Below are 13,677 nucleotides of genomic sequence, written 5' to 3'. Positions count from 1 at the left end.
ACGCGCCGACAGTGGGGTAGAATGCACGCCTTGCCGCCACGGCATGCCAATAAACGGCCAATCCGCCCTTAGCTCAGTTGGATAGAGCACTCGCCTTCTAAGCGAGCGGTCAGAGGTTCGAATCCTCTAGGGCGGGCCACGCATCTAGAGGGATTCGCGCCCTTCGTACGGGCTCGGTCCACAGACGTCTCGCCCAACTTTATCCGTCGCTTCTATCCGCCATCGTTCGACTCACGGTTGAACTAGTATGGAGGATTCGATGGAGAGCGAAGTCTATGGAGCGGAAGATGCAATCAGGACTTCCAGCCGGACCGCAGCCTCTGATTCTTGTTGCCGAGGACGACGCGGACATTGCCGATATTCTTGCCGCCTACTGTGCGCGCAGTGGCTTGCGTACGGTGCATGCCGCAGACGGCCGACGCGCACTGGATCTCCACCTGTCCCTGAAGCCGGATCTGGTGCTCCTCGATGTACAGATGCCGTTGGCAGACGGATGGCAGGTCCTCTCCGAGCTACGCCATCGGGGCAGTACGCCGGTGATCATGCTCACTGCGCTCGACCAGGATATCGACAAGCTCATGGGTCTGCGCATCGGTGCGGATGACTACGTGGTCAAGCCATTCAATCCGGCCGAGGTGGTCGCCCGGGTGCAGGCTGTGTTGCGTCGAGCCAGGACGGCGTCCGAGACGGAGACGAGCCGGGTGCTGCGCGTTCCGCCGTTCGAGATCGATCTCGATCAGCATGAAGCCGTTGTCCAATCGGGCAACGCGCGGCATGTACTGAGTCTCACGCTCACCGAGTACAGGATCCTTGCGCAGCTTGCCAGGTATCCGAAACGGGTGTTCAGTCGGGCAGAACTGCTTTCCACGTGCTTGCCCGAAGGCGATGCGCTGGAGCGAACGGTTGACAGCCATGTCAGCAAGCTGCGGAAAAAATTGGAGGAGTGTGGCGTGAGTGGCGTTCCCACGGGCGTGCGCGGCGTCGGTTACCGGTTGCTGGAGCTCTGAGTGAAGCTCGTCGGATTGGGTCGGAAGATATCTCTGTGGATGACAGCGGTCTCGCTGGGGATGACATTCGTCGTCGTGTCCACGTCTTACATCTTCTACTACGTCATGATGACGTATTGGCCCGAGCGGGTGGATGAGACGGCTGTCCTGCCCAGTGGTCCGGAATGGGTCTGGCTGGGTGCAACGTTCCTGTTCGGCGCGGTGGTTGCCATGGCGGTGGCAAGGAAGCTGGCGCGCAAGATCCTGGTCCCATTGAACTCCGTGGCCGACAGCATGCGAAGGGTCTCCCGTGGCGATCTTGCCGCGAGAGCCGTTGCGGGTGATCGGTCTCTCGGAGAGGCGGCTTCGCTGGCCGACGATTTCAATGCGTTGGCGGCCAGGCTGCAGCGGGTTACCGAAGAGCAGACATTCTGGAACGCCGCAATGGCGCATGAGCTTCGGACACCGGTCACCGTTCTGCGGGGCCGACTGCAAGGACTTGCCGAGGGTGTGTTCCCACCGACTGAAGCCTTGTTCCGTGGTCTGCTCACGCATGTGGAGGGACTCTCGCGCATGATCGAGGATCTGCGTGTGATCAGCCTGGCGGAGAGTGGCCATCTCGATCTTCATGTGCAGGATATGGACTTGCAGGCGGAGATTGGCGAGGTCCTGGAGTTCTTCGGCAACGAGTTGGCATCTGCGGATCAGGTGCCCGTGGTGAAAGTGACGGCGCCGTCCGTTCTTGGCGATCCCCTTCGGATTCGTCAGGCACTCCTGGCATTGCTGGATAACGCGCGCCGGTATGCCGGCCCGGGTATCGTGCAGATTGAGGCGTTTGTTCAGGATGGCACTTGCCATCTTCGTGTTCGCGATCATGGTCCAGGTATTCCACAGGAGCAGGCGGCACATGTTTTCTCTGCCTTCCGCCGTGCCGGGGTGGCGCGCACAGCGCACCGCAGCGGCAGTGGCCTCGGCCTGGCGGTGGTGGCGGCTATCGCCCATGCGCATTCAGGAACCGTTATCTGCGAATTGCCCGCAGGCGGAGGCTGCGCTTTTGAAATGCGCTGGCCACAAGCGTTGCCGTTCCGCGCATGACGTGGCGTTGCCGTGTGCCTTGGGGCGCTTTGCGCCTCCACGAAATCTCCATCCCGTCTCCACTGAAGCCGGAAGGCCATCAGAGAGAATCTCGCGTTCAAGCAAGCATTGGACGTATTGGCCTTGTCAACTACACAAACGCATGGGCAGGCAGCGTGGAAGCTGCGTTACTGGAGTGTCTTCGCCGGTCAGGCGTTCTCTCTGATCGGGTCTGCGCTTAGCCAGTTTGTCCTGCTCTGGTGGATTGCCGATACGACGGGCAGTGCGGCGGCACTGTCCACTGCGGGCCTGGCGGCTTTGCTTCCCCAGGCGCTGCTCTCTCCAGTGGGTGGCATTCTTGCAGACCGCTTCAGCCGGCGCGCGCTCATGGTCGCATCCGACCTCATCAGCGCGGCCTGCATGCTCGTGCTGATCGCCCTGTTCCTGAGTGGCGACGAACAGTTGTGGCACGTGTACACGATGATGGCGATTCGCAGCGCGATGCAAGCGTTCCAGTCGCCCGCGCTGGCTGCAAGCACGCCGCTCCTGGTGCCAGCCAGCTTCTTGCCGCGCGCCGCAGGGTTCAATCAGGCACTGCAAGGCGTGATCCTTGTGGCGGCCGCGCCGTTAGGTGCTTTGGCGATGAGCCTCATGCCTTTCGGGTGGGCGCTCGCCATCGACGCCGTGACAGCGGTGCTCGGCGTGCTGCCTCTGCTCGTCTTCAAGATACCGCAGGGGAGAGCGCCCCAACGGGCCACGTTGTTTGCGGATTTTCTGGATGGCGTCCGTATCGTATGGCGCGATGCCACCCTTCGATGGTTGTACTTCCTGCTGGCAGGCGTCACGCTCATCGTCATGCCGACTTACACGATGGTGCCGCTTCTCGTGAAGGAGCACTTTGCAGGCGGCATTGCCGAAGTGGCCATCATGGAAGGAATGACCGGCGCTGGCATGGTGCTGGGAGGCATCGCCGTTGCCGCGCTGGCTCCCCGCAATCCTGTGCGATGGGTAATCCTCGGGTTTGCCGTGTCGTGTTTCACGCTGGCGCTGACGGCCCTTACCCCCGCTACGTTGTTCTGGCCGGCTGTATTCTGGTGGACAGTGAGCGGACTGGCGTTCGCGGCGGGCGATGGTCCTTTTGTCGTGCTCCTGCAGACCAGAGTGCCAAATGCCCTGCAAGGCCGGGTGCTGTCCCTGCTCAACATGGTGATGGGAATGGCTGCACCTGTGGGACTTCTGATTGCGGGACCGCTGGCGGAGTATCTGGGGGTTCGGTGGGCCTTTGTATTGATGGGAACGCTGGCGGGCTGCGTCGTGCTAACCGGGTTTCTCTCTACGACGCTCGCCCGGCCAGCCGAGCCGATCCACGCGGCGAACAATGCTTGACGGCTGACGACGCGAAGGTGCGGGCGAGCCGTCAGCACGCGCTTCAATCCTGCATTGGGTTATCCATGTCGCCTCGGGAGTTTTCCCGCAATCCCCATGATGGCCCTGACGCCGTCCGCTCCGATCAGCGTTGTAGCTATCGCCTGTGCTTCTGCCCACGCCGGCCCAGCGTCCTTCAGCACCAGTTTTCCGGCGCGGGTCACTGAGAGCGGACGCGACCGGCCATCGGCGGCCTCTGCCACGTCCTCGGCAATCCATCCCTCCGTCAGCAGGGGCTGCAGGTTGCGTGTCAGTGTGGATCGATCGTGATGATTCCGTCGTCCAAGATCAGCGCGGCTGATGGGCCCCAGTTCATGAACAAGCACCAGCAGCGTGAACTGCGTGGCGTTGATGCCGAATGGGCGCAACGCCTGATCGTAGGTGGCGGTCAGCACGCGCGAGATTTGCCGGGCGCGCGTCATCACGCAGTGCTGAAAGATATCGGCGCCTGTGGTGCCAGACGGGGAACGTTTTCCGGAAGTCATGTCATGTGTGACGCAGGGATGTACCGCCAGCGTACCGTACTCAGTGCCGATGTGCTGGCGGTGCCGCGTGAGTGTTCGGCGACCGTGTATCGGGCACGGTCACGGCAACTGTTTCCGTGGCCAGAATCTTGTGTGTCGGGTCGGCCAGTTCCAGGCGCACCCGATGCGGTCCCGGCGGCAATCCCACCACGACGATGGGATCCTCGCTGGTGTGTGCCCATGTGGCCGGACCATCGTCAACGGTCACGTGCAGATGGCCGACGCGCGGCGAGACCTGCGTAGCCCCCTTGCCGAACACCGGGATCACACGAAAATTCTCGGTCCGGAACTGCACGATCACGACACCCCTTGCGAGCGGTTCCGGCAACGCTGAGTACGCCACGATCCGTGGCGCCGGCTCGGCATCCAGTGGCAAGACAGCCGGTGGACGAATCGCGTCGGCAGCAGTCTGCGCGATGGTATGGATCGGCACGGCCGCGAGAATAGCGGCAGCAAATAGGGGGGCGAGGGATCTCATGTCTGACTCCTGGAAACGGACAACAACTCCAACGGGCGCCGATGATGCCTTGAAGCCATAGTAGACGCGCTGGCTTTTTGTACAGGCATGTATCCGTCTGACTCCTGCACACATAACGATACGTTTTGACCGGCTCACCCTTACAGGAGAGATACATCGGCTGGCTCTAATGCTGCATATGCAACATATCGTGCACCTTCCCTGGTGCCAGGAGGAGTGGAGATGGGTAAGAGATCAGCAATGCGTCGGTCAGCCAGCATGGTGGCAACTGTTGCCACTGTGTCGGCAGCGCTGATGAGCAGCGCCTCCACCGCCATCGCTGCGTCACATGACGTTGCCGAAGTCGCATTCGAAGTCGGCAATGTGGACGTGGGTGCCGATCTGCGTTTGCGACACATGGTGGTCCGGCCGTCAGCGCCCAAGGGCACCGTGCTTTTCCTGCACGGCTTTCCCGAGACCATGTTTGCCTGGAAAGCGATTGCCAGGACGCTCGGCCGGGATTTCGAAGTTCATGCTTTCGACTGGCCCGGATTCGGCGAATCTTCGCGTCCGCCTGTGGAGCGTTTCGCCTACGCGCCTCGCGACTACGCCACGGTCCTCACGCGCTACATCGACACGACAGGCATCGGCGGTAGCCGCCTGGTGATCTACGCGACCGATATCGGCGCCTTGCCAGCGCTGCTTGCTGCCGTCGATCGGCCGGATATCGCCCGCATGATCGTTGTCGGGGATTTTGCACCGTTCGACCGGCCGCAGTATATGCAGGAGCGTCTGCAGGCGCTGAAGGAACCCGCATCTGCCGACGCAGTGCGAAAGGCCTTCAATGCCTCGCGCGACGAGATACTGAAGAACGCATTCACGCGCGGATTGCCGGAAGCGCAACGCTATGCGCTCGATGCCGAGTATCAGGCTGACATGGCACGCGGCTGGCAGAACGGACACCTTTCGTCCGCCGATGCGTTTGCACACTACTACGCGCACTTCACGCGAGACCAGCATGTACTGGAAGCGCAACTGCCGAAGCTGAAAACGCCGGTGCGTGTTGTCTGGGGTGAACAGGACATCTATATCAACAAGGAGATGGGTGTCGAGTTCTCGCGGAGGACCGCCGTGCCGTTGCGGCTGTTGCCTGCCACGGGCCACTACCCGCACCTCCAGCGTCCAGGCGACACCATCGACGAAGTCCGCGACGCCTTCCGTCCTTGAGCTACCTCGCGCGGTCCGTGTCGCCACCATGGTCCGTCGCATTCCACAAGTGGCGAACACTCCTGACATCCCTGAAATTCATGACGCAAGCTATCGATACCGTGATCTACACCGGCAAGACCCGCACGACGGGAGGTCGGAACGGCCATTCCCGCAGTTCCGATGACCGTCTCGCGGTCGAGCTTTCCGGACCGGGCAGCAACGGTCCCGGCACAAATCCAGAGCAACTGCTGGGTGCCGGCTGGTCTGCCTGTTTCCTCGGCGCGATCGGCAAGGCGGCGCAGGCTGCCGATATCACCCTGCCTGCGGATGCGGCGGTCGAAGCGGAAATCGATTTGTGCCGCGCTGGCGACGCTTTCCTGCTGGCGGCTCGCCTCAATGTGTCCCTGCCGGGTATCGATACCGACCTTGCGCGTTCCCTGGCGGCGCGCGCGCATCAGATCTGCCCGTACTCGAAAGCCTTGCGCGGCAACATCGACGTGGAAATACAGGTCGTCTGACCTGTGGCACCGCATCGCATATCCCATCCATTGGAGACCATCATGAACAAGACTCTTTCACTTGCAGCGCTTGCGGTCACTGGCGCAATGGCGTTCTCGACCGCCCAGGCGCAGGCGCCTGGCATCCATCGCACGGATCTGGTCAAGCACGATTTGAGCACGCCGCTTCTCGAAGGGGTGCAGGTCCGCGTGGACTTTGAACCTGGCGCATTTGCACCCAAACACGCCCATCCGGGCGAGGAAATCGCTTACGTGCTGGAGGGCACGCTGGAGTACCAGCTTGGTGATAGTCCGCCCGTGACGCTCAAGGCCGGTCAGGCGCTGTTCATTCCCGCGGGCATGGCACATTCCGCCCGCAACGTGGGGAGCGGCAAATCATCGGAGCTGGCGACGTACATCGTGAAGAAGGGCGCGCCGCTGGCAACGCCGTCAAAGTAAGGCTTCGCGCTTTGCCCCGACGCCCGTCGCAATGCGGCGGGCGTCGGCATTTCGTCGTTACACGGCTTGCGCTGGCGCACGCCGGAAGCTGATGGCGAGACGATTGAACGCGTTCATCAGGCCGATCGCGATGGTCAGGTCTGCCAGTTCCTTCTCTTCGAAGATCGCGGCGGCCGCTGCAAACGCTTCGTCGGGCACGTGGGTATCGGCGACGCGTGTCACGGTTTCCGCCCAGGCCAGCGCGGCCTTCTCGCGCTCGGTGAACAGATTCCCGGCTTCATGCCAGACCTGCACCAGTGCGAGCTTCTGCACGTCAACACCCTTGCGTGTGAGTTCGCGCGTGTGCATGTCCAGGCAGTACGCGCAACCGTTGATCTGGCTGATGCGCAGGTAGGTCAGTTCCACCAGCACGGCGTCGAGCCCGGACTGGGTGATGTAGCCGTAGACCGTGCCGAGCGCCTTGACGCCGGCTGGAGAGGTTTGGGTGTAGTCGATACGCATGATCAGTTCTTGGTGCCAAGGTTGGTGGTGAGTTCGGTGTCCGTGGTATCGGCCACGAAAACGGCCAGCAGCTTCGCGGGTTGGGTCTTGCTGGCATTCCGGCTGACCGGATGGGTCGAGCCCGGGTCTTCGTGGAAACTCTCACCCGCCTTGTACACGCGTTCGGGGCCATCGTTGACCTTGCTGACGATGCTGCCCGAAACGACGTAGGCATAGATGAATGCAGACCCGGCGTGCCGGTGCGGGTGTGATGCGCCACCCGGCGCATAGTTCACCTCCACCGCGATCAGCGTTTTGCCCGGGATATTGGGAATGGCGCGTGAGAAATTTGGTGTGACGGTCTCGCCGGTGCCATGTGCGATCGCACCGCCGGCAAGCATGAGGCCGGCCGCCATGAATAACGGCGCCAGCATGCGTGAGGAAACAATTTTCATCTCGATCTCCATGTTCGGGTTGTCAGAGGCGGTCAGGTCACCGGATAGGGAGGCCCGGATGCCTGGCTGGCGGCATTCGTGCCATCGGCATGTTGCGCACCCAGAAGCACCCCATGCGCGCCCTGCGGCGCAAGCGCACCGTCGGCTGCAGCCCATGTGGCGATGCCGGTAGCCAGTACAGCCAACGTGCCCAGCACGCCTACCCAACCAAACCATCTCATGATCAACTCCAGTTCTTTACTACGACTAATGTAGTCGGAGATAAAGATAGTCGATCCGCCGGAATGCTGCAAGTAGAGGATGGCGTCGCTAAACCCGTTCCAAAAATTTCTTGCTCATCTTAACTACGACTCATACAATCGTAGTTAAGGCGCGGCGAATGACGCGACCCGGAGACGCAGGCGGCGCCGCCGCTGGTCAGTGCAGTAAAGATCCAATCAGGAGCAGTAGAGATGTCCCAACGCATTCTTGTTATTGGCGCCGGCTTTGCCGGCATGTGGAGCGCCCTTGCTTCGGCCCGTCTGCTCGACGAGGCCGCGCGCACCGATGTGGAAATCGTGCTGGTTGCGCCGGAACCCGCGCTCCATGTGCGTCCTCGGCTCTATGAACAGAACCCGCTGAAGATGAAGGCGCCGCTGCTCGAGATCTTTGCCGCCACTGGCGTGCGTTTCGTGCAGGGCATTGTCGAGCGCATCGACGTGGCAGCGCGCAAGGTGGAAGTGAAGGGTGTAGGCGCCGATACGTCGCACCAGACCCTGGACTATGACCGGCTCGTGCTGGCCGCGGGCAGCCGGCTGTTCCGCCCGGCCATCGACGGCCTGGATGCGCATGCTTTCAATGTCGATCAGGTGGCAGATGCTTCGCGGCTGGAAGCGCATCTGCACGCTCTGGCAGACCGCCCCGACAGCATCGCGCGTAATACCGTGGTCATTGCCGGCGCTGGTTTCACCGGTATCGAGACGGCGGCCGAGATGCCGGCGCGGTTGCGTGAAGTGCTGGGTGCCGACACCACAGTGCGTGTCATTCTGGTGGAGCGCAATGGCGAGATCGGCCCGGATCTGGGACAAGGTCCGCGCCCGGTGATTACCGAGGCCCTGACCGAACTGGGCGTGACGTGGAAGCTGGGTTCCGGTGTGTCATCGGTTGACGCGAACGGCGTCACGCTGGAGAGCGGGGAACGCATCGATGCCAACACCGTGATCTGGACTGCCGGTGCACGTGCCAGTGCGCTGACAGACCAGATTCCCGCGCAGCGCGACAATTTCGGCCGCCTTCATGTTGACCGCAATCTGAAGGTGGATGGCGTGGAGCACGTCTACGCGACAGGGGACGTAGCCCGTGCTGCCACGGACGACGAAGGCAACGTGACCATGATGTCCTGCCAGCACGCCATGAACCTCGGTCGCTCGGCGGGACACAACGTGGCAGCCGACCTGCTGGGCCACCCGCCGATCCCGTACAGCCAGCCGAAGTACGTGACGTGCCTCGACCTGGGCCCATGGGGCGCGGTGTACACCGAAGGCTGGGACCGTCAGGTGAAGCTGTCCGGTGCCGAGGCCAAGGCGCTGAAAACGAAGATCAACACGGAATGGATCTACCCGCCTAGCGCGAACCGCGCCGAGGCCCTGGCCTCGGCCGACCCACGCCGCATCGTCGTGGCCTGATCGGCTGCAAGAAGAGAAGAAGGGCGATCCTCCGGGATCGCCCTTCTTGTTTGGCTCCTTCATCCGCTCCATCATCCGCTTCTTTATCTGCTTCCTCATCGGATACTGCGCCGGTCTGCCGCGCGATTGCTCAACCAACCCCTGCACCACCAGGGCAGTCATACGCGGCGGGCAGCGCCTCCACGGTACGCGCGGCGAAGAGCAGACAGTGCAGAGCACACTCCACGCCCATGCTGATATGGGAAATATTTCACGCAGATAGCCAAACAAAAATGGCGCCGTGAGGCGCCATCGTCATCGAGAAAGTGCGGGCGTTACGCGCGGGCTTTCCAGTGCGCGAGGGAGGATTGCAGCAGCACGACAGACGCAGCCAGCAGCACGAGGTCCTTCAACAGGAACTGACCGATCGGCGCCGAAATGGCGGGGAATCCGCCGGCAGTGGGCTCGGCGACACCAGGCGTCGTGAAGAAGAACGTCAACGTAATCGCGTAGGTGGCGCAGGACATCGCGGCACCCAGCACGGAAACGCCCCGGTGGAAGGCGCCAACGGCCAGCGCGGCGGCCGTTGCGAGTTCCAGCGTGCCGATGACGGCGCTGGCACCGCGTATTCCAAAGGCAGTGTGCAACCAGCTCATGAACGGGCTGTGCTCGATGAATGGCGCGATGCCTTGCGCTTCGTAAAGGGTGAACTTCATTCCACCGAACCAGAGAAAGACAACCACGAGAGACCAGCGCAACAGGAAGACCGTACGGTCGTGAACGGCAGCCTGGGGATGCGTCGCGGCAAAGGAAGACATCGAGTGCATGGTGTTGCTCCTGAACAGATTAGGGATGTACGTCAATCGCTGAGTGCCTAGGCTGTCCAGCAACCAACTTCGAAGGTGTTGCACCTTCATCACAAAAACTCTTACATATATGCATGAGTCATGCATATAATAGGATACGCTTTTACTCGGAGCAAGGACAAATGAAGAAGGACCCTTCGCGACTCGCAAACATGCTCGGTGCCCTGGCGACAGGGCTTTCCGATCGGATTCACGCAGCCGTTGATCACCGCACATCGTTGCGCGGCGAGGCGGCCGCCGCGTTGATCGTGATCGGCCACGCGCCGGGATTGTCCATCGACCAGTTGGGCAAGGTGTCCGGGCTGAGCCATCCTGGCGCGGTGCGTATGGTGGACAGGCTCGTCGCAGCCGGCTTTGCACAACGCACACCCGCCGCAAGCGATCGCAGGGCCATCGCCCTGCACCTGACGGCGGCGGGCGAGACGGAGCGGGCCACCATCCTGGAAGGGCGCCGCGCCGCGATCGAGTCGGTATTGAGCCACGTGTCGTCCACGGATCGTGCGGTGCTGGAGCGGCTGGTGGAGACGATGCTTGTCAGCATGCCGAGCGATGCCACGTCGGCGATGAGCGTATGCCGCCTGTGCAATCAGGACGCGTGCGCCAATTGCCCGATGGATGCATTCGGCATGCTCTGCCCACGCGCCTGAGCGCAGCGCGGCAGGCGACATCGCGGACTTAAGGTCCTTGCCTGGCCCTTCTCATGAGCCATGCCCGGATCACCCGAAGCATTCGTCTAATAACGCCGACTGTACAAGTCGTAGTTATGGCCTACACTGGTCTCATCGGATAGCACCGAAGGAGACCTGCCATGACTGCCGCGCAACTTGATCACATCGCAACGACCAATGATCCTCGGGATGATGACCCGCAGGAAACAGCGGAATGGCTGGAGGCGCTCGACGGCGTTCTTGGCAATGTCGGTCCCGCCCGTGCGCACTACCTGATCGAGCGGCAGATGGCGCATGCACGCCTGCGCGGCCAGATGCAGCCGCATTCCGCCGGCACGCCGTACGTCAATACCATTCCCGTCGACCAGCAACCTCGCATGCCGGGCGACCGCGAGCTCGAGCGCCACATTCGTGCCTATACCCGGTGGAACGCCATGGCGATGGTGGTGCGCGCCGGGAAGACTTCCAATGTTGGCGGGCATATCGCTTCGTTCGCTTCGGCAGCCACGCTCTATGACGTGGGCTTCAATCACTTCTGGCGCGCTCCCACGCCGGAGCACGGCGGCGATCTGATCTTCGTACAGGGCCATGTGTCGCCGGGCATCTACGCGCGGGCGTTCCTGCTGGGCCGACTCGATGCGGCGCAGCTCGACAATTACCGGCGCGAGGTGGGCGGACAAGGGCTGTCGTCCTATCCTCACCCGTGGCTGATGCCGGACTTCTGGCAGTTCCCCACGGTATCGATGGGACTGGGTCCGTTGATGGCCATCTATCAGACCCGCTTCATGAAGTACCTGCAGGCGCGTGGCATTGCGAAGACCGACGACAGGAAGGTGTGGGTCTTCCTTGGCGACGGCGAAATGGACGAGCCCGAATCGCTCGGCGCAATTGGCATGGCGGCCCGCGAACGCCTGGGCAATCTCGTGTTCGTGGTCAATGCGAATCTTCAGCGCCTGGACGGGCCCGTGCGTGGCAACGGCAAGATCGTGCAGGAGCTCGAACGCATCTTCCTGGGGGCCGGATGGCGGGTGATCAAGGTGCTGTGGGGCAGTCGCTGGGACGACTTGTTTGCACGCGACACAAGTGGGGCGCTGGCACAACGGATGATGGAAGTGGTCGATGGCGAATATCAGACTTACCGTTCGAAGTCCGGCGCCTACCTGCGCGAGCATTTCTTCAATACACCGGCGCTGAAGGCGCTGGTGGCCGACTACACCGACGACGATCTGTGGAGCCTGGACCGCGGGGGCCACGATCCCGAGAAGGTGTTCGCGGCATTCGCGGAGGCGGCGCACAGCCGCGACGTGCCGACCGTGATTCTCGCCAAGACGATCAAGGGCTACGGCATGGGAGACCAGGGGCAGGCCTCGAACGTCAATCATCAGCAGAAGAAGGTGCAGCGTGAGGCCCTGCTGGCCTTGCGCGACAAATACGCGCTGCCCGTTGCCGATGCGGATATCGAGGACGTGCCGTATATCAGCTTGCCTGAAGGATCGAAGGCGCTCACGTACATGCGCGAACGTCGCCAGTCGCTGGGTGGTTACCTGCCTGCGCGTCGGCAGAAAGCCGCATCGTTGCCGGTGCCCGACCTGTCGGCCTTCGACGCGCTGCTCAAGGCCACCCCCGAAGGGCGGGGCATGTCGACCACCATGGCTTTCGTACGCATCCTTGGCACGCTCCTGCGCGACAAGGCACTGGGCAAACGCATCGTGCCCATCGTGCCGGACGAGTCGCGCACCTTTGGCATGGAAGGGCTCTTCCGGCAGATCGGCATCTGGAATCAGGACGGCCAGCGCTATACCCCGCAGGATGCCGACGCGCTGACGTCCTACAGGGAGTCGGCCACTGGCCAGTTCCTCCAGGAAGGCATCAACGAGGCAGGCGGCATGGCGGACTGGATCGCGGCGGCAACGTCCTATTCCACGCATGGCGAACCCATGGTGCCGTTCTACATCTTCTATTCGATGTTCGGCTTTCAGCGCGTGGGCGATCTCGCCTGGGCAGCAGCCGACATGCGCGCGCGAGGGTTCCTGCTCGGAGGCATATCGGGACGGACCACCATCAATGGCGAAGGCCTGCAGCACGAGGATGGACATTCGTTGCTGTGGGCGTCCTCAGTGCCGAACTGCATCAGCTACGACCCGTCGTTCGCATACGAACTGGCCGTGATCGTGCAGGATGGTTTGCGCCGGATGGTGCAGGAGCAGGAAGACGTCTACTACTACATCACCGTCATGAACGAATCCTATGCGCAGCCGGCCATGCCGGAGGGACCGGACGTGGCGCAGCATATCCTCAAGGGCATGTATGCGTTCAGCAAGTCGCAGGCCGCGCCATCCGTACCGCGCGTGCAGTTGATGGGTGCTGGCACGATCTTCAATGAGGTGATCGCGGCAGCCGCATTGCTCCAGCAGGACTGGGGCGTGGCTGCGGACGTGTGGGGGGTGCCAGGACTCACGGAGCTTGCGCGCGACGGCCGCGCGGCAGAACGACACAACCTGCTGCATCCCGAGGCGCCGCCCCGCGTGCCGCACGTGACGCAACTGCTCCACGATGCGCGCGGACCGGTCGTTGTGGCGACCGACTATATCCGTGCACTGGCCGATCAGATCCGCGCCTATGTGCCGCAGAAATTCATCGTGCTGGGCACCGACGGTTTTGGGCGCTCCGATACACGCGCGGCATTGCGGCATTTCTTCGAAGTAGATCGTCAGTGGATCGCAGTTGCCGCATTGAAGGCGCTTGCGGATGAGGGAACCCTCCCTGTCGAACGCGTATCGGAAGCCATTCGCAAGTACGGCATCGATCCGGAGAAGCCGAACCCGTTGCATGCCTGATCGGCATACGGTTGCTGCGTTGTTCCCCGAAACGCAGGAAATCAGTATCCACGAGAGCATGCGGAACCTCTTGGCGCCTCGAGCTTCCTTCGGTGCA

The 13,677-nt window shown here is 62.3% G+C and carries 14 protein-coding genes, 1 tRNA gene and 1 pseudogene; 10 read left to right on the top strand and 6 right to left on the bottom strand.

Features of this window, described 5'->3' with window-relative positions:
- Nucleotides 1-62 precede the first annotated feature (62 nt).
- From GA566_RS10025 to GA566_RS10010, 4 genes and pseudogenes are all read left to right on the top strand, one after another.
- Nucleotides 63-139: transfer RNA gene (locus tag GA566_RS10025), tRNA-Arg, on the top strand.
- 136 nt (nt 140-275) lie between these two features.
- Nucleotides 276-1,011: pseudogene (locus GA566_RS10020) on the top strand (response regulator).
- Nucleotides 1,008-2,081, top strand: coding sequence for an ATP-binding protein (locus GA566_RS10015; protein WP_160472664.1), 1,074 nt, complete (start codon nt 1,008-1,010; stop codon nt 2,079-2,081). The pseudogene GA566_RS10020 and the gene GA566_RS10015 overlap by 4 nt, the downstream one beginning before the upstream one ends.
- Before the next feature lie 123 nt (nt 2,082-2,204).
- Complete coding sequence (locus GA566_RS10010) at nt 2,205-3,446, top strand: MFS transporter (RefSeq protein ID WP_160472663.1); 1,242 nt, start codon at nt 2,205-2,207, stop codon at nt 3,444-3,446.
- A 59-nt stretch (nt 3,447-3,505) separates the two neighbouring features.
- On the opposite strand, the gene GA566_RS10005 is transcribed toward GA566_RS10010, so the two are convergent.
- Entirely contained in the window at nt 3,506-3,970 is a 465-nt protein-coding gene (locus GA566_RS10005) for a MarR family winged helix-turn-helix transcriptional regulator (protein WP_137924872.1), read from the bottom strand.
- 40 nt (nt 3,971-4,010) lie between these two features.
- Nucleotides 4,011-4,487 (bottom strand): DUF6130 family protein, encoded by a 477-nt coding sequence (locus GA566_RS10000; protein ID WP_160472662.1) that lies wholly within the window; start codon nt 4,485-4,487, stop codon nt 4,011-4,013.
- 240 nt (nt 4,488-4,727) lie between these two features.
- Between GA566_RS10000 and GA566_RS09995 the strand changes: the two genes are divergently transcribed.
- The 3 genes from GA566_RS09995 (at nt 4,728) to GA566_RS09985 (ending at nt 6,631) form a co-directional block, all read left to right on the top strand.
- Entirely contained in the window at nt 4,728-5,693 is a 966-nt protein-coding gene (locus tag GA566_RS09995) for an alpha/beta fold hydrolase (protein ID WP_160472661.1), read from the top strand.
- 80 nt (nt 5,694-5,773) lie between these two features.
- On the top strand, nt 5,774-6,193 hold the full coding sequence (locus GA566_RS09990) for an organic hydroperoxide resistance protein (protein WP_137924870.1): 420 nt from the start codon (nt 5,774-5,776) through the stop codon (nt 6,191-6,193).
- Between the two features lie 42 nt (nt 6,194-6,235).
- A complete protein-coding gene (locus GA566_RS09985; protein WP_160472660.1) occupies nt 6,236-6,631 on the top strand; it encodes a cupin domain-containing protein in 396 nt (131 codons plus the stop codon).
- Nucleotides 6,632-6,688: 57 nt separating this feature from the next.
- Here the strand turns inward: GA566_RS09985 and GA566_RS09980 are convergent, their stop codons facing one another.
- From GA566_RS09980 to GA566_RS09970, 3 genes are read right to left on the bottom strand one after another with little or no spacing between them, the layout of a single operon-like run.
- A complete protein-coding gene (locus tag GA566_RS09980) occupies nt 6,689-7,138 on the bottom strand; it encodes a carboxymuconolactone decarboxylase family protein (protein ID WP_160473271.1) in 450 nt (149 codons plus the stop codon).
- Entirely contained in the window at nt 7,135-7,578 is a 444-nt protein-coding gene (locus GA566_RS09975) for a cupin domain-containing protein (RefSeq protein WP_370459283.1), read from the bottom strand. Before GA566_RS09975 ends, GA566_RS09980 begins: the two co-directional genes overlap by 4 nt.
- Before the next feature lie 20 nt (nt 7,579-7,598).
- Nucleotides 7,599-7,787 carry a hypothetical protein gene (locus tag GA566_RS09970; RefSeq protein WP_160472659.1) on the bottom strand — a complete coding sequence of 63 codons (189 nt, stop codon included), beginning with the start codon at nt 7,785-7,787 and terminating at the stop codon, nt 7,599-7,601.
- Between the two features lie 231 nt (nt 7,788-8,018).
- Here GA566_RS09970 and GA566_RS09965 point away from each other — a divergent pair, with 231 nt between their 5' ends.
- Nucleotides 8,019-9,230 carry an NAD(P)/FAD-dependent oxidoreductase gene (locus GA566_RS09965; RefSeq protein WP_160472658.1) on the top strand — a complete coding sequence of 404 codons (1,212 nt, stop codon included), beginning with the start codon at nt 8,019-8,021 and terminating at the stop codon, nt 9,228-9,230.
- Nucleotides 9,231-9,544: 314 nt separating this feature from the next.
- On the opposite strand, the gene GA566_RS09960 is transcribed toward GA566_RS09965, so the two are convergent.
- Entirely contained in the window at nt 9,545-10,027 is a 483-nt protein-coding gene (locus GA566_RS09960) for a YkgB family protein (RefSeq protein WP_237380299.1), read from the bottom strand.
- A gap of 170 nt (nt 10,028-10,197) precedes the next feature.
- On the opposite strand from GA566_RS09960, the gene GA566_RS09955 reads away from it, so the two are divergent.
- Nucleotides 10,198-10,722: a MarR family winged helix-turn-helix transcriptional regulator gene (locus GA566_RS09955; protein ID WP_160472657.1), complete on the top strand. Its 525-nt coding sequence runs from the start codon at nt 10,198-10,200 to the stop codon at nt 10,720-10,722.
- Nucleotides 10,723-10,883: 161 nt separating this feature from the next.
- Complete coding sequence (gene aceE / locus GA566_RS09950; RefSeq protein ID WP_160472656.1) at nt 10,884-13,580, top strand: pyruvate dehydrogenase (acetyl-transferring), homodimeric type; 2,697 nt, start codon at nt 10,884-10,886, stop codon at nt 13,578-13,580.
- The last annotated feature ends 97 nt before the right edge of the window (nt 13,581-13,677 follow it).

This window comes from Cupriavidus sp. SW-Y-13 (genome assembly GCF_009793345.1).
Lineage (GTDB): Bacteria > Pseudomonadota > Gammaproteobacteria > Burkholderiales > Burkholderiaceae > Cupriavidus.
The sequence above is the reverse complement of the archived record's forward strand: the minus strand, read 5'-3'. Positions and strand labels throughout refer to the sequence as shown.

Excerpts from the sequence above, each read along its gene's own strand:
- GA566_RS10005 (WP_137924872.1), bottom strand. The coding sequence starts at position 3,970 with ATGACTTCCGGAAAACGTTCCCCGTCTGGCACCACAGGCGCCGATATC.
- GA566_RS10000 (WP_160472662.1), bottom strand. The coding sequence starts at position 4,487 with ATGAGATCCCTCGCCCCCCTATTTGCTGCCGCTATTCTCGCGGCCGTG.
- GA566_RS09995 (WP_160472661.1), top strand. The coding sequence starts at position 4,728 with ATGCGTCGGTCAGCCAGCATGGTGGCAACTGTTGCCACTGTGTCGGCA.
- GA566_RS09990 (WP_137924870.1), top strand. The coding sequence starts at position 5,774 with ATGACGCAAGCTATCGATACCGTGATCTACACCGGCAAGACCCGCACG.
- GA566_RS09985 (WP_160472660.1), top strand. The coding sequence starts at position 6,236 with ATGAACAAGACTCTTTCACTTGCAGCGCTTGCGGTCACTGGCGCAATG.
- GA566_RS09975 (WP_370459283.1), bottom strand. The coding sequence starts at position 7,578 with ATGGAGATCGAGATGAAAATTGTTTCCTCACGCATGCTGGCGCCGTTA.
- GA566_RS09970 (WP_160472659.1), bottom strand. The coding sequence starts at position 7,787 with ATGAGATGGTTTGGTTGGGTAGGCGTGCTGGGCACGTTGGCTGTACTG.
- GA566_RS09965 (WP_160472658.1), top strand. The coding sequence starts at position 8,019 with ATGTCCCAACGCATTCTTGTTATTGGCGCCGGCTTTGCCGGCATGTGG.
- GA566_RS09960 (WP_237380299.1), bottom strand. The coding sequence starts at position 10,027 with ATGTCTTCCTTTGCCGCGACGCATCCCCAGGCTGCCGTTCACGACCGT.
- GA566_RS09955 (WP_160472657.1), top strand. The coding sequence starts at position 10,198 with ATGAAGAAGGACCCTTCGCGACTCGCAAACATGCTCGGTGCCCTGGCG.
- aceE (WP_160472656.1), top strand. The coding sequence starts at position 10,884 with ATGACTGCCGCGCAACTTGATCACATCGCAACGACCAATGATCCTCGG.